The 16,533-nt window shown below is 73.0% G+C and carries 13 protein-coding genes; 8 read left to right on the top strand and 5 right to left on the bottom strand.

Annotated elements, in window-relative coordinates; all coding sequences use genetic code 11:
• Positions 1 to 9 precede the first annotated feature (9 nt).
• Positions 10 to 789: an exodeoxyribonuclease III gene (locus CHR28_RS25690; RefSeq protein ID WP_094056055.1), complete on the top strand. Its 780-nt coding sequence runs from the start codon at positions 10 to 12 to the stop codon at positions 787 to 789.
• Here the strand turns inward: CHR28_RS25690 and CHR28_RS25685 are convergent.
• Entirely contained in the window at positions 786 to 2,552 is a 1,767-nt protein-coding gene (locus tag CHR28_RS25685; RefSeq protein WP_094056054.1) for an SGNH/GDSL hydrolase family protein, read from the bottom strand. The two genes, CHR28_RS25690 and CHR28_RS25685, sit on opposite strands and share 4 nt — an antisense overlap.
• A gap of 208 nt (positions 2,553 to 2,760) precedes the next feature.
• Here CHR28_RS25685 and CHR28_RS25680 point away from each other — a divergent pair, with 208 nt between their 5' ends.
• Together CHR28_RS25680 and CHR28_RS25675 are read left to right on the top strand one after the other, a co-directional pair.
• Positions 2,761 to 3,168 (top strand): DUF6278 family protein, encoded by a 408-nt coding sequence (locus tag CHR28_RS25680; RefSeq protein WP_094056053.1) that lies wholly within the window; start codon positions 2,761 to 2,763, stop codon positions 3,166 to 3,168.
• A 140-nt stretch (positions 3,169 to 3,308) separates the two neighbouring features.
• Positions 3,309 to 4,052 carry an amino acid ABC transporter ATP-binding protein gene (locus CHR28_RS25675; RefSeq protein ID WP_094056052.1) on the top strand — a complete coding sequence of 248 codons (744 nt, stop codon included), beginning with the start codon at positions 3,309 to 3,311 and terminating at the stop codon, positions 4,050 to 4,052.
• A 220-nt stretch (positions 4,053 to 4,272) separates the two neighbouring features.
• Here the strand turns inward: CHR28_RS25675 and CHR28_RS25670 are convergent, their stop codons facing one another.
• Both CHR28_RS25670 and CHR28_RS25665 read right to left on the bottom strand, forming a co-directional pair.
• Positions 4,273 to 5,841 carry a CocE/NonD family hydrolase gene (locus tag CHR28_RS25670; protein WP_094056095.1) on the bottom strand — a complete coding sequence of 523 codons (1,569 nt, stop codon included), beginning with the start codon at positions 5,839 to 5,841 and terminating at the stop codon, positions 4,273 to 4,275.
• 115 nt (positions 5,842 to 5,956) lie between these two features.
• Positions 5,957 to 6,718 (bottom strand): hypothetical protein, encoded by a 762-nt coding sequence (locus CHR28_RS25665; protein ID WP_094056051.1) that lies wholly within the window; start codon positions 6,716 to 6,718, stop codon positions 5,957 to 5,959.
• A 104-nt stretch (positions 6,719 to 6,822) separates the two neighbouring features.
• Between CHR28_RS25665 and ggt the strand changes: the two genes are divergently transcribed.
• Positions 6,823 to 8,622 (top strand): gamma-glutamyltransferase, encoded by a 1,800-nt coding sequence (gene ggt / locus CHR28_RS25660; RefSeq protein ID WP_094056050.1) that lies wholly within the window; start codon positions 6,823 to 6,825, stop codon positions 8,620 to 8,622.
• 48 nt (positions 8,623 to 8,670) lie between these two features.
• On the opposite strand, the gene CHR28_RS25655 is transcribed toward ggt, so the two are convergent.
• Positions 8,671 to 11,193 (bottom strand): ATP-dependent Clp protease ATP-binding subunit, encoded by a 2,523-nt coding sequence (locus tag CHR28_RS25655; protein WP_094056049.1) that lies wholly within the window; start codon positions 11,191 to 11,193, stop codon positions 8,671 to 8,673.
• Positions 11,194 to 11,370: 177 nt separating this feature from the next.
• Complete coding sequence (map, locus tag CHR28_RS25650; protein ID WP_094056048.1) at positions 11,371 to 12,138, bottom strand: type I methionyl aminopeptidase; 768 nt, start codon at positions 12,136 to 12,138, stop codon at positions 11,371 to 11,373.
• 32 nt (positions 12,139 to 12,170) lie between these two features.
• Between map and CHR28_RS25645 the strand changes: the two genes are divergently transcribed.
• From CHR28_RS25645 to CHR28_RS25630, 4 genes are all read left to right on the top strand, one after another.
• Positions 12,171 to 12,422 carry a helix-turn-helix domain-containing protein gene (locus tag CHR28_RS25645; protein ID WP_094056047.1) on the top strand — a complete coding sequence of 84 codons (252 nt, stop codon included), beginning with the start codon at positions 12,171 to 12,173 and terminating at the stop codon, positions 12,420 to 12,422.
• A gap of 110 nt (positions 12,423 to 12,532) precedes the next feature.
• Positions 12,533 to 14,221, top strand: coding sequence for a hypothetical protein (locus CHR28_RS25640; RefSeq protein ID WP_094056046.1), 1,689 nt, complete (start codon positions 12,533 to 12,535; stop codon positions 14,219 to 14,221).
• Positions 14,222 to 14,391: 170 nt separating this feature from the next.
• On the top strand, positions 14,392 to 15,234 hold the full coding sequence (locus tag CHR28_RS25635) for a nitrilase-related carbon-nitrogen hydrolase (RefSeq protein ID WP_094056045.1): 843 nt from the start codon (positions 14,392 to 14,394) through the stop codon (positions 15,232 to 15,234).
• On the top strand, positions 15,231 to 16,517 hold the full coding sequence (locus CHR28_RS25630) for an aspartate aminotransferase family protein (RefSeq protein ID WP_094056044.1): 1,287 nt from the start codon (positions 15,231 to 15,233) through the stop codon (positions 16,515 to 16,517). Before CHR28_RS25635 ends, CHR28_RS25630 begins: the two co-directional genes overlap by 4 nt.
• Positions 16,518 to 16,533: the final 16 nt, after the last annotated feature.

Below are 16,533 nucleotides of genomic sequence, written 5' to 3'. Positions count from 1 at the left end.
TTGTGAGGCATGCGCATCGCGACCTGGAACGTGAACTCGATCACCGCCCGCCTGCCGAGGCTCCTGGCCTGGCTGGAGAGCAGCGGCACGGACGTGCTGTGCCTGCAGGAGGCCAAGGTCGCCGAGGAGCAGTTCCCCGCGGAGCAGCTGCGCGAGCTGGGCTACGAGTCGGCGGTGCACGCGACCGGCCGGTGGAACGGCGTGGCGGTGCTCTCCCGCGTCGGCCTCGAGGACGTCGTGAAGGGCCTGCCCGGCGACCCCGGCTTCGACGGCTCGGTGGAGCCCCGTGCGATCTCGGCGACCTGCGGCCCGGTCCGCGTCTGGTCGGTCTACGTGCCCAACGGCCGTGAGGTGGACCACCCCCACTACGCCTACAAGCTGCAGTGGTTCGAGGCCCTCACGGCGGCCGTCGCCGGTGACGCGGCCGGCGGCCGCCCCTTCGCGGTGATGGGCGACTACAACGTGGCGCCGACGGACGACGACGTCTTCGACCCGGCGTTCTTCGAGGGCTCCACGCACGTCACGCCCGCCGAGCGCGCCGCCCTGGCCTCGCTGCGCGAGGCCGGCCTGTCGGACGTGGTCCCGCGGCCCCTGAAGTACGAGCACCCCTTCACGTACTGGGACTACCGCCAGCTCTGCTTCCCGAAGAACCGCGGCATGCGCATCGACCTGGTGTACGGCAACGAGCCGTTCGCGCAGGCCGTCAAGGACGCGTACGTGGACCGCGAGGAGCGCAAGGGCAAGGGCGCCTCGGACCACGCCCCGGTCGTGGTGGACCTCGACGTCTAGGGCTGCAGCAGCCGCAGATCCACCGAGTCCGCCAGGGCCGCGAGGCCCGCGTCGCCCGGATGCAGATGGTCCCCGCTGTCGTAGGCGGGCAGCATCCGGGACGGCTGCTGCGGATCCCGGACCACCGCGTCGAAGTCGAGCACGCCGTCGAAGACCCCGCCGTCCCGGATCCACGCGTTCACGGCCCGGCGCTCGGTGTCCACGGCGGCGGTGCACCGCGCCTCGCCCGCACAGGGCAGGATCGTCGCGGCGAGCATCCGCACGCCCCGGGCGCGCCCGCGCTCCGCGAGCTCCCGCAGCCCGGCGATCACCCCCTCCGCCGAGGTGTCCCACCGCAGGTCGTTGACGCCCTCGAAGACGATCGCCGTACGCGCCGACGTCTGGGCGAGCACGTCCCGGTCGAACCGGTGCAGGGCGCTCACCCCGGCCGTGTCCGTGGACACCCCGTCGCCGGGGTACCGGTCGGTGACGACCCGGTTGCCCGAGACGCCCTGGTTGAGCACGCCGTAGCGCGGGACGGCGCTCTGGGCGAGGAGCCGCCCGGCCAGGACGTCCGGCCAGCGCCGGTTCGCGTCCACCGTCGATTTGTCGCCGTCGGTGATCGAGTCCCCGAGCAGCACCACGGACCCCGGGCCGCCGCCCACGTCGACCCCGGCCAGCAGCGGCCAGGCGGTGATCACCGAGGTGTAGGGCCCGGCCGAGCCGTCCGCCGTGTGGTCGCCGGGTTCGCTGACGTACGACCGCTGCTGCGCGAGCCGGTGCACCGGCGCCGCCGTCACGGTGCCGGGCAGGTGGAAGCTCACCAGCAGGTCGGTGCCGGCGGGCACGGCGAAGCCGAGGGGGTCGCTGTACGCCTGCGCCCCGGCCGGGATCTCCACGCCCGCCGCCCCGCCGAAGGACAGCGCCACTGGTGTGCCCCGCGCGGCCGCCCCCGACGCCCGCACGGCCACCGTCGCACGGCCGATCCGCACGGGCGACGCGGCGAAGGTGTTGTCGAACCGCACCCGCACCCGGGGCCCGCCGGCCGAGGTGTGCACCACCAGCCGCAGCGTGCGGTCCGTCCACGGCCCGACGGCCGCGTAGCCGCCGGTGGACGTCGTCCAGCCGCCCGTCCAGCCCGCCGTCGCCGCGCGGACCGAGACCGCGAAGACGTGCAGCCCGGCCGCGTCCGGCAGCCGCACCGAGGCGACCGCGCGCCCCGGAACCAGCGGCACCGTCACCACGTACAGGCGGGCCCGTTCGGCGAGTTGCCCGCCGGGCGTGTTGACGTGCGGCAGGGCGACGGCCTTGGTGGCGAGCGGACCGGTGCGCCAGTCGGGCGCGGTCAGCCGGTACGCGGAGCGCGTGCCGTCCGCGTACACCACCGTGCCCGGGCCGCCCGCCGGCGCGCCGGAGGTGCCCGCCACCAGGAAGGCCAGGGCGTCGCCGCGCCCGGTGACCCGGACGTCCTGCCCGGCGGCGCGGACGTTGTCCGGCTCACCGGGCCGCCGCTTCGGCCAGGTCAGCCGGGCACCCTGCACGGTGAGGGTGCGGCCGGGCGTCCAGCCCGCGGCCGTGAGGTCGCCCGCCGACAGCGAGGCCCCGGCGCCGTCGAAGTCCGCTTCCCCGGGCCGGCCGTCGTCGCTGACGGCGCTGTTGTCGAACAGCCGCTCCAGCGGCAGCGGCGCGGCGCGTGGGGCCTCGGCGGCCTCCGCCGACACCGCCGGCACCAGTGACCCGCACAGGGCCAGGACGACCAGGATCCCCCGGACACATCGGCGCACGGCCGACTCCTCCCGCTCGTCGGGACACGACGCGACACCCGCCGCGCGGAAGAGCCCGCGACCGCCGGTGCGCAAGGCGCACGGTGAAAGTAGGGAGACGGCGGGGGCGCGTCAACGAGCGCCGCGCGAACTCGGCGTGAACTCGGCCACCGCGCCCGGTCCGCGCGCCCTGTGGTGCATACGGCGGTACGAATGACACGCTGGACGTATGAACATCCCTTTCCTGGGCCACCGGCGCCCGAAGGTGGGGTTCCCCGATCCGGCGGGCATCGCGGACCTCCTCGCCGAGTGCGAACTGCTCCGCTACCAGGCGTCCCGGGAGGGTGTCCGGCTGGACGACTCGGCGGCCTCCCTGGAGGCGCTCGACCAGCTCGTCCCGCGCTGGCGGGACGACGAGGAGACCCTGACCTGGCTCGGCAACGACGCCGGGCTCTACCTGGGCACCGTGATCGTGCGCACGGTGCCCGGCGCCGCCTGGGAGATCCGGTCCGACGGCCAGCCCGTCGTGCGGCTCACCTCCGGCCGGGAGTTCGACGTCGTGGACTCCGGCCACGAGTGGGCCGCCCACGGGGTGCCCGAACTGTCCCAGCTGTACGCCGAAGTCGCCGAGTCCTGAGCCCTGAGGCCAGAAGCTTTGGCCTAAAGTCCGACGTAAATACGGCTAATGATCGAAAAGTGCGTGTCGCCCGACACAACCGATCGTGCCTGGATACGTTGCGGCAACCACCACACAGCTGAGAGTGAGTAGGGCTGAGTATGGCCGTCGATCCGCTGATCGAGCTGCGTGACGTCAACAAGCACTTCGGGGACCTGCATGTGCTGCGGGACATCAACCTCACCGTCGGCCGGGGGGAGGTGGTCGTGGTCATCGGCCCGTCGGGTTCGGGCAAGTCGACCCTGTGCCGGGCCATCAACCGTCTGGAGACGATCGAGTCCGGGCAGATCGTCCTCGACGGGCAGCCGCTTCCGGAGGAGGGCAAGCCGCTGGCGCGGCTGCGCGCCGATGTCGGCATGGTCTTCCAGTCGTTCAACCTCTTCGCCCACAAGACCGTGCTGCAGAACGTCTCCCTGGGGCAGGTCAAGGTCCGCGGGCGCGGGAAGGAGGACGCCGACCGGCGCTCCCGCGAACTCCTCGACCGGGTCGGCGTCGCCGACCAGGCGGACAAGTACCCGGCGCAGCTCTCCGGCGGCCAGCAGCAGCGTGTGGCCATCGCCCGCGCCCTGGCCATGGAGCCCAAGGCGATGCTCTTCGACGAGCCGACCTCGGCCCTCGACCCGGAGATGATCAACGAGGTGCTGGAGGTCATGAGGCAGCTCGCCCGCGAGGGCATGACCATGATCGTCGTCACGCACGAGATGGGCTTCGCCCGCTCGGCCGCCAACCGCGTCGTCTTCATGGCCGACGGCCGGATCGTCGAGGACCGCACGCCCGACGAGTTCTTCACCAACCCCACCAGCGACCGCGCCAAGGACTTCCTCTCCAAGATCCTCAAGCACTGAACGGGCGGGCACCGGACGGAGCCCCGGGCCGGACCTCGACTACGATGTGCCCTTCATCCCTGTGGAGAGGGGGACTTCGCCGAAGGTCGCCGATCCGTTCGGGGTGAGCAGACCGCCCGCCCGGTCCGCGGGGCGTCTCCCGCCGGGTGCGGCCCCCGCGGTACCAGGCCACGGGGGCGGTGGTTCACATCGGCCAGGCCCGTCCGGCGGCAGCCGGAGATCACTGCTCGCGCAGCGGAACCGACACGTACGACGGGTCGTTCGCCGGCGAGGAGAAGGTCAGCTGCGCGCCGGACGGGTTGTGCTCGATGTAGAGCGGGTCGACCGTGTCGACGACCAGGGCGAGGCGATGCCCGGCCGGGACGTCGTACGCCGTGGAGTACAGCTCCAGGTCGACGCCGAACGGCTTTCCGGGGGTGCGCCCGTGGAAGGTGTACGGCGCGTGGGAGACCAGCTTGCCGAGGCCGAGCGGCCCCACGTCGTACAGGTGCGCGACGAGGGTGCCGCTCTCCTCGGTCGGGGTGAGGGTCGTGTGCAATCTGGCCGTGCCGCGCACCTGTTGGGCCGTGGCGTACTTCTCCGACTGCCACACGGCCGCCCAGCGGCGGGGGAGCAGCGGGATCGAGGCCATCGGGGGCAGCCGGGTCACCTGGTCGAGGATGCTGGAGAGCAGGACGACCCCGCCGTCGGCGCCCGAGTTGACGTTCGCGCGGATGGTCTTCGTGTCCGCGAGGGCGATCTTCCGGGCGTCCGCACCGACCGACTTCCAGTCCGGGTAGCTCTCATAGCCCCCGGCGGAACGGGACTTGAGCCGGACCGGCTGCTCGCGGTCGATGCCGTTGTCCACGCCCCTGAGGTGATGGTCGAACCAGCGCCGGGTGTCCTTCCACACGTCGTTGGGCAGCCCGAACAGGCCGGTCAGCTCGGCGGTGGCATGGTCGCCGGGGCGCAGCTCCAGCCGCTTGGGGCCGGTCAGTTTCTCGTAGAAGCCGACGTACTGGTTGGGCGGGAAGACCGAGTCGCCCCAGGCGTTGGCGAGCATGATCGCCGTGCCGTTGTCGTTGATCCGGTCGAGGTAGGTCGCAGCGGAACGTTTCTTCCCCCAGGCGACGAGCTCCGGCTCCTTGGCCAGGTCGGAGCTGTAGAAGTCGTCGAAGACCTGGCGGACTTCGGCTCCCTGGCGGCCCGTGACGACGCTCGCCCCGTCCAGCAGGGCGGCCGCCTGGACGTGCTGGGTGCGCCCGGAGTAGATCGAGGCGATCAGGTCGGCCCAGCCGCTCAGCGAGGCGACCGCCTTGACGCGGGGGTCGTGCGCCGCGGTGAGCAGGCTGATGCCAGCGCCGTAGGAGACGCCCGCCATGCCGATGTGCCCGGCGTCTGAGGGGGTGTGCGCGAGCGCCCAGTCGATGACCTTCGAGGCGTCGGCGACGTCGGGTGGGCCGGCCACCTCGATCTCGCCGCCCGACTGCCAGAAGCCGCGCACGTTGTAGGTGACGACGACGTAGCCGGAGTCGGCGAGCTGCTGGGCCTGGGCGAGGTACTCGATCTGGGGCAGGCCCCAGCTGGTCGGCATGACGAGCAGCGGGTAGCGGCGCGTGCCGTCGGCGCCGGCCGGGGTGACGACGTTGGCCTTGAGGACGGTGCCGCCGTCGCCCTTGATGTCGACGAAGCGGACCGGGTGTGGTGCCGCCTGGGCGGTGGGGGCGATTCCGAGGGCGCTTCCGGCGAGCAGGGTCGCCGAGACGGCGCCTACGGCGGTGGTGCGCAGGGCCTTGCGGTGGGGTCCCACGGTCACTCCTCACTCGTGTCAGTGCAAAGTGACCGAACGGTAACCTCGGCTCCTTACCAGGAGTAACCCGTCGGTAAGTTACGTGCCAGTAACGATTGTTGAGGCGTGGAGAACCTCAGGAGGCCCGGTGGATGTTGCGTGGAGCCGTCGCCGCTGCGGGCGGTGCGGTCTGGGCCGCGCGCGTCACGTCCTCCATCAGCTCCACGACGTCCGGCCCGTACGCCTGCGAGTTGATCACCTTGAGCAGCAGCACGAACGAGCCGGTGCCGTACTTGCGGGTCAGCCGCTCGTGATGGCGGGCGAGGTAGCGGGTGGTGGCCTGGTTGGTGATCGACGTCTGGCCGCAGAAGAGGAAGACCGGGCGGGTGTCCCGGCCGCGCTCCCCGGTGAGGCGGGCCAGCAGCGCGAACTCCTGTCTGCCGTGCTCCACGCGGTAGCGCTCCGAGCCGATGAGGAACGAGCCCCGGTCCGGGCCCGGTTCGGCGTCCACGTTCACCTGCACGCCCGGCAGCAGCGAGGACAGGTGGGCCGCCATGCGCCGGTTGGAGGCCGGGCCGCCGACGCAGAACTCGGTACGCTCGCCGAAGCCCTGACGTGCCGTGTCGTGGGGGAGGATCTGGGCGTGGGCGTTGCAGTCCTTGATCAGCGCGGCCAGTTCGAGCAGGGCGAACACGTCGTAGCGCATCACCGCGAACTCCGGCCCCGCCGCGCCCCGGTTCACCACCAGCAGGGACTCGGAGTTGTCCGGCAGCCCGAAGAACGCCTGCTTCCGGCGCAGTTTGCGGTTCCACAGGTAGGTGCGGGCCACCCAGCCGATGGCGGCGCTCAGGCCGGCCGCTATCACGCCCAGGACGATGTTGCGCACGTCGTCATTCATGGGCGCGCATGGTAGCGGGCCGGGCGGACACGCGTTCGGCGTGCTCCTGACGAGGCCATGGCGATGAATTAAGCTGCGCGGACTGCCTTTGCCTGGAGGTGCGGATGCGTCGCCCTGTCGCACGGAATCTGACGGTCCTGGCGGTCTCGGCCGCCGTGGTGGCTTCGGTGGGCGCGACGGCGCCACCCGCCGCACAGAGCCCCGGCGGTGAGAAGACCCCCCTGGCCGTCGGCTACGGCGGCGCGGTCTCCAGCGTCGACCCGGACGCCTCCGCCGCCGGGATCGAGGTCCTCCGAAAGGGGGGCAACGCCGTCGACGCGGCCGTCGCCACGGCCGCCGCCCTCGGCGTCACCGAGCCCTACTCCGCCGGCATCGGCGGAGGCGGCTACTTCGTCTACTACGACGCCCGGTCCCGCACGGTACGCACCATCGACGGCCGCGAGACCGCCCCGTCGAGCGCCGACGAGGACCTGTTCGTCGAGAACGGCAAGCCCGTGCCCTTCGCCGAGGCCGTCAGCAGCGGCCTGAGCGTCGGCACGCCCGGCACGCCCGCCACCTGGCAGGCCGCCCTCGACCGATGGGGCAGCAAGCGGCTCGCCAGCGTCCTGAAGCCGGCCGAGCGCCTGGCCCGCGACGGCTTCACGGTCGACGAGACCTTCCGCGCGCAGACCGCCTCCAACGAGGCCCGCTTCCGCTACTTCCCGGACACCGCCGAGCTGTTCCTGCCCGGCGGCCGGCTGCCCGCCGTCGGCTCCACGTTCAAGAACCCCGACCTCGCCCGCACCTACGCGGAGCTGGCGCGCAAGGGGGTCGGGGAGCTCTACCACGGCCGGCTCGGACGGGAGATCGTCGAGACCGTCAACGAGCCGCCGGTGGACCCCGCCTCCGGCTGGAACGCCCGGCCCGGCGACCTGACCGTCCAGGACCTGGCCGGCTACCGCACCAGGCTCCAGGCGCCCAGCCGTACCTCCTACCGCGGCCTCGGCGTCTACTCGATGGCCCCGTCCTCCTCCGGCGGCACGACGGTCGGCGAGGCGCTCAACATCCTGGAGCGGACCGACCTGTCGAAGGCCGACCGGGCGACCTATCTGCACCGGTACATCGAGGCGAGCCGGATCGCGTTCGCCGACCGGGGCCGCTGGGTGGGCGACCCCGCGTTCGAGGACGTCCCGACGAAGGAACTGCTGTCGCAGCGGTTCGCCGACTCGCGCGCGTGCCTCATCAAGGACGACGCGGTGCTCACCAGCCCCGTGGCACCCGGTGACCCGCGCGACCCGAAGTCCTGCGACACCGGCGGCACGGCCGCGCCCACCACCTACGAGGGCGACAGCACCACGCATCTGACCGTGGCCGACAAGTGGGGGAACGTCGTCTCCTACACCCTCACCATCGAGCAGACGGGCGGCAGCGGGATCACCGTGCCGGGGCGGGGGTTCATCCTCAACAACGAGCTGACCGACTTCTCCTTCGCCCCGGCGAACCCCGCCGTGCACGACCCGAACCTGCCGGGCCCGGGCAAGCGGCCCCGGTCGTCGATGTCGCCGACGATCGTGCTCGACCGGCACGACCGGCCCGTGGTGGCGCTGGGATCGCCGGGCGGCGCGACGATCATCACCACCGTGCTGCAGACGCTCACCGGGTTCCTCGACCGGGGGCTGCCGCTGGTCGACGCGATCGCCGCGCCCCGGGCGAGCCAGCGCAACGCCGCGCAGACGGAGCTGGAGCCGGGCCTCGACGGTGACGTGAAGCGGCAGTTGGAGGCGATCGGGCACTCGTTCAAGGCCAACCCGGAGATCGGGGCGGCCACGGGGGTGCAGCGGCTGCCCGGCGGGAAGTGGCTGGCGGCCGCGGAGACCGTGCGGCGGGGTGGAGGGTCGGCGATGGTGGTGCGGCCTGCTCGCTGAATGCCGGGTGCGGGTGTGCGGGGGCTGGCCGCGCAGTTCCCCGCGCCCCTAACGGGGGGCGGTACTGAACGCGAGACGACCGTCCTGCACGTCCACGGTCACCCGGCCGCCCTCCGCGACCCTGCCGTCCAGCAGCAGGCGTGACAGTTCGTTGTCCACCTCGCGCTGGATGGTGCGGCGCAGGGGGCGGGCGCCGTACTCCGGCTGGTAGCCGTGGTCGGCGAGCCATTCCACCGCGCGGTCGGTGAAGTCGACCGTGACGCCCTTGCCCCGGACGAGGGCGCGGGTGCGCTCCAGCAGGAGCTCGGTGATCCGGCGCAGCTGTTCCGTGGTGAGCTGCCGGAAGACGACGATCTCGTCGATGCGGTTGAGGAACTCCGGGCGGAAGTGCTCGCGCAGCGGGCGCAGGATCTGCTCGCGGCGGGCCTCCTCGTCCGCGTCGGCGCCGCCCGAGGCGAAGCCCACGGACCCGCCGCGGCGGGTGATCGCCTCGGAGCCGAGGTTGCTGGTCATGACGATGACCGTGTTGGTGAAGTCGACCGTGCGGCCCTGGGAGTCGGTGAGGCGGCCGTCGTCGAGGACCTGGAGCAGGATGTTGAAGACATCCGGATGGGCCTTCTCCACCTCGTCCAGCAGCAGCAGCGAGTACGGGTGGCGGCGGACGACCTCGGTGAGCTGGCCCGCCTCCTCGTGGCCGACGTAGCCGGGCGGGGCGCCGACCAGGCGGCTGACGGTGTGGCGCTCCTGGTACTCGCTCATGTCGAGGCGGACCATGCGGTCCTCGCTGCCGAACAGGGCCTCCGCCAGGGCCCGGGCCAGCTCGGTCTTGCCGACGCCCGTCGGGCCCAGGAAGAGGAAGCTGCCGATCGGGCGGTCGGGGGCCGCGAGCCCCGCGCGGGAGCGCAGGACCGCGTCGGCGACGACCCGGACGGCCTCGTCCTGGCCGACGACCCGCTCGTGCAGATGCTCCTCCAGGCCCAGCAGGCGGTCCTTCTCCTCCTGCGTGAGGCTGCTGACCGGGATGCCCGTCTGCCGGGACACCACCTCGGCGATCGCCTCCGCACCGACCACCAGGTCCTGGCCCTCGTCGACCTCGCCGTCACCGCCGGCCTCGGTGATCCGCTGCTTCACGTCCAGGATCCGGTCGCGCAACTGCGTGGCCTGCTCGTACTGCTCGTCCGCGACCGCCTGGTCCTTGTCCCGGATCAGCTGCTCCAGCTCCCGCTCCAGGGCCCGCACGTCCGTGCCCTTGGTCCGCGCCCGCAGCCGCACCCGCGCACCGGCCTGGTCGATCAGGTCGATCGCCTTGTCGGGCAGACGGCGGTCGGTGAGGTAGCGGTCGGACAGCTCCACGGCCGCGACCAGGGCCTCGTCGGTGTAGCGGACCTGGTGGTGGGCCTCGTAGCGGTCCTGCAGACCGCGCAGGATCTCGATCGCGTCGGCGGGAGTGGGCTCCGGCACCATGATCGGCTGGAAACGGCGGGCCAGCGCCGCGTCCTTCTCGATCCGGCGGTACTCCTCCAGCGTCGTGGCGCCCACGATGTGCAGCTCGCCCCGGGCGAGGGCGGGCTTGAGGATGTTGCCCGCGTCCATGGAGCTGCCGTCGCCGCCCCCGGCACCGGCGCCCACGACCGTGTGCAGCTCGTCGATGAAGATGATCAGCTGCTCGGAGTGGGCGCGGATCTCCCCGACGATGTTGTTCATCCGCTCCTCGAAGTCACCCCGGTAGCGGGTGCCCGCGACCACGCCCGTCAGGTCCAGGGCGATCACCCGGCGTCCGATCAGCACGTCGGGCACGTCCCCCTCGGAGATGCGCTGGGCCAGGCCCTCCACGATGGCGGTCTTGCCGACGCCCGCGTCACCGATCAGCACGGGGTTGTTCTTGCCGCGCCGGGAGAGGACCTCGACGGTCTGCTCGATCTCCTCGTCCCGGCCGATCACCGGGTCGATCCGGCCCTGCCGGGCGAGGTCGGTGAGGTCGCGGCCGTACTTGTCGAGAGTCGGCGTGTTCGTCGCGCGCGGCCGCTCGGCCTGGGGTGCCTCGGGCGCCTCGGGCGGGCTGGAGGGCGCGAAGCGTGCCGCGTTGAGGATGTGCCCGGCGGCCGAGTCGGGGTTGGAGGCCAGGGCGCTGAGCACGTGCTCCGGGCCGATGTAGCCGTAGCCGCGGGCCCGGGCCATGTCGTGCGCGTCGAGCAGGGCGCGCTTGGCGGCCGGGGTGAGGGAGAGCGCGGTCGGCGGCGGCGCGTCGTCCGGGGTGTGCTGGGCCGGGCCCGAGCGTTCGTCGATCTGGGAGGCCAGCGAGTCCGGGTTGGCGCCGGCCTTGCTGAGCAGGGTCCGGGTCGGTTCGGTCGAGAGAGCCGCCCGCAGCAGGTGTTGCGTGTCGAGATCCCGGCTGCCGTGCTCGGCGGCGTACTGGGCGGCGCCGCGGACGAGCTCCCGGGCCGGCTGGCTGAGCAGCCGGCCGAGATCGATCTGCCGGGGACCGGGGCGCGGTCCGCCGAAGAAGCGTGCGAGGAATTCTCCGAAGGGGTCCGAGCCGTAGCCCTCCGGGCTGCTGTAGCCGCTGCTCATGGGCCTTCCGTTCCCGGCGTCCCCGGCGCCCGGGCGGGGGACGCCCTCGCTGGTCGACGTGCCGGGGTCGGGTAACCCGGGTGGCAGCCCGTTACACCTGAGGCGCGCTCGTAGAACACCTTCGCACGATCGCCGACGAGGGGCACCTTCGGGACATATGAGGTTGTTCGGGCGGTGTCAGCGCGCGGTCAGGATCCTCGGGCCCGCGTCCGTGATCGCCACCGTGTGCTCGGCGTGGGCCGCGCGGGAGCCGTCGTTGGTCTTCAGGGTCCAGCCGTCGGGGGCCGCGTGGTAGTCGTCCGTGCCGCCCGCGACGACCATGGGCTCGATCGCCAGCACCATGCCGTGCCGCAGCCGCATGCCGCGTCCGGGCCGCCCCTCGTTCGGCACGCCGGGGTCCTCGTGCATCCGGCGGCCGATGCCGTGGCCGCCGAAGCCGTCGGGGATGCCGTAGCCGGCGGTGCGGCAGACCGTGCCGATCGCGTGGGCGATGTCGCCGATGCGGTTGCCGACGACGGCCGCCTCGATGCCGGCCGCGAGCGCCCGCTCGGCCGTCTCGATCAGCCGCAGATCGCCCGGGCGGGGGCGGCCGACGACGAAGCTGAGCGCGGAGTCGCCGACCCAGCCGCCCAGTTCGGCACCGAAGTCGATGGACACCAGGTCGCCGTCGCGCAGGCGGTAGCGGGTCGGGATGCCGTGCACGATCGCGTCGTTGACCGAGACGCACAGGACGGCCGGGAACGGGGTCGGCGCGAAGGACGGCCGGTAGCCGAGGAAGGGGGAACTCGCCCCCGCCTCGCGCAGTACGTCGTGTGCGACCTCGTCGAGTTCCAGCAGGGAGACGCCCACGTCGGCGGCCTCGCGTGCGGCCGTCAGCGCGCGGGCGACGACCTGGCCCGCCTCGTACATGGCGTCGATCGATGTGTCCGTCTTCAGCTCCACCATGCCAATTACTATACCGGTATTAGAATGGGGTCATGGTGCGCACCCCTCTCACCCCCGAAGAGCGCGAACGCGGCGAGCGGCTGGGCAAGCTGCTGCGTGAGGCGCGTGGCGACCGGAGCATGGCCGAGGTCGCGGCGAGCGCGGGCATCTCCGCGGAGACCCTCCGGAAGATCGAGACCGGGCGGGCCCCGACCCCGGCGTTCTTCACGGTGGCCGCGCTGGCCGGCGCGCTCGGGCTGTCGATGGACGACCTGGCCGGGCAGTGCGTTCTCGTACCGCTCTGACCGGCCCCCGGAGGCGCCCGCTCCGCGGGTGAAAACTCCCCGTAGCACCGCCGTAACACGATTGGTGTTGCCTACGGGGCGGAGTGCTCCGGTCTATCGGGAGTTGAGCGATGACGGCGGACCAACTCCCGGCCGAGGTGCGGGAGTTCGCGAACTACCTGGACGGTCTCCTGGCGCGCCTCGACCCGTCCGGCGGGTGGTGCGCGGTGTTCTGGCAGCGGGACCCGGAGGGCATGCGGGCCTGTCTCGACGGGCGTGAGCTGCCGCCCTGGGACGTGGTGGAGTCCCTGCTGCGCGACCTCGCCGAGCAGTACGGGCCGGGGGGCGTGGGCCCCGAGACCGAGCACGCCCGCTTCCTGCACACCGCCGCGCTCGCCGCGTACGACGGCCGGCCGGGCGGCCGTGAGGCCCTCGCCGACCGCCTCGACGTCATGCTCCGCGAACAGAAGTACGCCGCGGAACGCCAGGCCGCCCTCGCCCGCCAGCTGACCTCGGCCGCCACACGCGAGCAGGCGGACGCCCTCCGCCGCGACCTGGCCTGGGCCCACGACGACCACGCCCGCGCGACGGCACGATGCGCGGAACTACGGGCCCGAATGACCCACACACACCGAAGCGCCCCGCGGTCCCCCACGGGGCAGTGGGCCGAGACGACCGCCCCGCACGACGCCGACGGGGTCGGGCAGGGCCGTGGGGGCGGTGGCGGGACGGTGGCCGGGCCCCGGCCCGGGGTCGCGTCCGGGTACGGCGCGGGTGAGGCCGGGCAGGGCCGTGGTGGCGGCAGGACCGCGGCCCCGGCTCCATACGGCGCCGGCGCCCACGAGGCCGGCCGTGGGGCCCCGCACCCGGCGAGCCGGACCGAACCGCGGCAAGCCGCCGCGGGCGGCGTGAATGCCTCCACCCCTCTCGCTGCCCCGGCCGCCTTCGCCGCCCCAGCCGCCCCCGCCCGCTTCGCCGCCCCCAGCCCCAGCCCGGCCGCCCCCGACCCCGCTCCGGGTTCTCCTTCCGCGGCCAGTCCCTCCCAGGCGGTGAGTGGTCCGCAGGGCGGTGTCGGGAAAGTGCGTAAGCGGCGGCGGGGTGGGGCCCGGTTCGCCGGGGCCGTCGAGGAGGAGGACGTCGTGCCCGGTGTGGTGTCCGCCGTCGTGCCGGGTCTGCCCGCGCCCGTCGCGTCGGCCGGCGGCCGTACGCCCCGGGGCGCCCGCTTCGCCGGGGCCGCCGAGGAGGCGGTCGAGGAGCGCCCGGTGGGGGAGGGGACCGCAGTCGCCGGGGACGCCGACCGGGACGAGGTCGCCAGGGTCGTCGAGACGCTGGCGCGGCTGCGGGCCGAGGGGCGCAGCGGGGAGGCGCACGCCCTGCTGGTCGAGGCCGCCTCCTGGGGACCGGCCCGGTTCCCGCTGCTCGCCGAGCGGCTGCACCGCGCCGGGCTGGACGCCGACTGGCAGACCCTGCTCTGGGAGGCCGCCGCACTGCCCGCCGGGCAGCTGGTCGCCGCCGCCGACGCCCTGGCCGCGGCGGGGCGCGCCGGCGACGGACGGCAGATGCTGAGGCAGGGCGTCGCCCGCCCGCCGGGCGAGATCGGCCGGGCCGTCCTCGCGCTGGCCGACGGAGGACGCCGCCGTGAGGTGCGCGTGCTGCTCGACGCCTACGTCACGGCCCGTACCCCCGAGGAGGCCGCCCGCAGTGCCGAGCCCGACCCGCAGCGCCTCGTACCGCTCCTGCTGGAGGCCGCCGCCGGCGTGTCCGACGAGCGCCGCTGGGACCTCGTGCACGCCCTGCGCGTCGCCGGGCACCCCGCCTGACCGGCCACGCCGTGGCCCAGGCGACTCACCCACAGGAGTGCGAATCGCGCGATGCCCCGCGGGTTGGCGACGATGGTCTTGGCAAGCCCGGGCGGGAGGCTTACGTTCGTGGCTCTACGGCCCGCTTCTACGGGCGTAGAGGCGCAGACGTCGCGTCGAAGGAGCAGCTCATGGCCAACGTCGTACGTGCCGCTCTGGTCCAGGCCACCTGGACCGGCGACACCGAGTCCATGGTGGCGAAACACGAGGAGCACGCCCGCGAGGCGGCCCGCCGGGGCGCGAAGATCATCGGGTTCCAGGAAGTGTTCAACAGCCCCTACTTCTGTCAGGTCGAGGAGCCGGAGCACTACCGCTGGGCCGAGCCCGTCCCGGACGGACCCACGGTCCGGCGGATGCGGGCCCTCGCACGCGAGACCGGCATGGTGATCGTCGCGCCGGTGTTCGAGGAGGAGCAGCCCGGCTTCTACTACAACACCGCGGCCGTGATCGACTCCGACGGCAGCTACCTCGGCAAGTACCGCAAGCACCACATCCCCCAGCTGAAGGGCTTCCGCGAGAAGTACTACTTCAAGCCCGGCAACCTCGGCTGGCCCGTCTTCGACACCGCCGTCGGCAAGGTCGGCGTCTACATCTGCTACGACCGCCACTTCCCGGAGGGCTGGCGGGAGCTCGGCCTGGCCGGGGCCCAGCTGGTCTACAACCCCTCCGCCACCCACCGCAGTCTCTCCTCCCACCTGTGGCGGCTGGAGCAGCCGGCGGCGGCCGTCGCCAACGGGTACTACATCGCCGCGATCAACCGCGTCGGCCAGGAGGAGTACGGCGACAACGACTTCTACGGCACGAGCTACTTCGTCGACCCGCGCGGCCAGTTCGTGGGGGACGTCGCCAGCGACAGCAAGGAGGAGCTCGTGGTCCGGGACATCGACCTCGGTCTGATCGAGGAGGTGCGGCAGACGTGGGCCTTCTACCGCGACCGCCGCCCCGACGCCTACGAAGGGCTGGTGCGGCCGTGACCCACGACCTGCTGGGCCGGCACCGGGCCGTGTTCCCCGACTGGCTCGCCCTCTACTACGAGGAGCCGATCGAGATCACCCACGGCGAGGGCCGCCACGTCTGGGACGCCGAGGGCAACCGCTACCTCGACTTCTTCGGCGGCATCCTCACCACCATGACCGCGCACGCGCTGCCCGAGGTGACCAAGGCGGTGAGCGAGCAGGCCGGGCGGATCATCCACTCCTCGACCCTCTACCTCAACCGCCCCATGGTCGAACTCGCCGAGCGCATCGCCCAGTTGAGCGGCATCCCGGACGCCCGGGTCTTCTTCACCACCTCCGGGACCGAGGCCAACGACACCGCCCTGCTGCTCGCCACGACGTACCGGCGCAGCAACACCGTCCTGGCCATGCGCAACAGCTACCACGGCCGCTCCTTCAGCTCCGTCGGCATCACCGGCAACCGCGGCTGGTCCCCGACCTCGCTGTCCCCGCTGCAGACGCTGTACGTGCACGGCGGTGTCCGCACCCGCGGGCCCTACGCCGCCCTGAGCGACGGCGACTTCATCGCCGCCTGCGTGGACGACCTGGTCGACCTGCTCGGCCACACCCGCCCGCCCGCCGCGCTGATCGCCGAGCCCATCCAGGGCGTCGGCGGCTTCACCTCACCGCCGGACGGCCTCTACGCCGCCTTCCGCGAGGTGCTGCACGAGCGCGGCATCCTGTGGATCGCCGACGAGGTGCAGACCGGCTGGGGCCGCACCGGCGAGCACTTCTGGGGCTGGCAGGCCCACGGCCGGCACGGGCCGCCGGACATCGTGACCTTCGCCAAGGGCATCGGCAACGGCATGTCCATCGGCGGGGTCGTCGCCCGCTCCGAGATCATGAACTGCCTCGACTCCAACAGCATCTCCACCTTCGGCGGCACCCAGATCACCATGGCGGCGGGCCTCGCCAACCTCAACTACCTGCTGGAACACGACCTCCAGGGCAACGCCCGGCGCGTCGGCGGCCTGCTCATCGAGCGGCTGCGGGCCGCCGCCGCGCACGTCCCGGCCGTGCGGGAGGTCCGCGGCCGCGGCCTGATGATCGGCATCGAGATCACCCGGCCCGGCACCGACGAGGCCGACCCGGCGACCGCGGCGGCCGTCCTGGAGGCGGCTCGCGCGGGCGGCCTGCTGATCGGCAAGGGCGGCGGCCACAACACCAGTTCGCTGCGGGTCGCCCCGCCGCTGTCCCTCAACGTCGCGGAGGCCGAGGAGGGCGCCGCGATCCTCGAAGACGCTCTGAGGAGCATCCCCTAGCGGTGGACTGAACAAG

The sequence above is a fragment of the Streptomyces sp. XY006 genome (assembly GCF_002237655.1).
GTDB classification, from domain to species: domain Bacteria; phylum Actinomycetota; class Actinomycetes; order Streptomycetales; family Streptomycetaceae; genus Streptomyces; species Streptomyces levis.
This window is presented reverse-complemented; position numbering and strand designations above follow the sequence as displayed.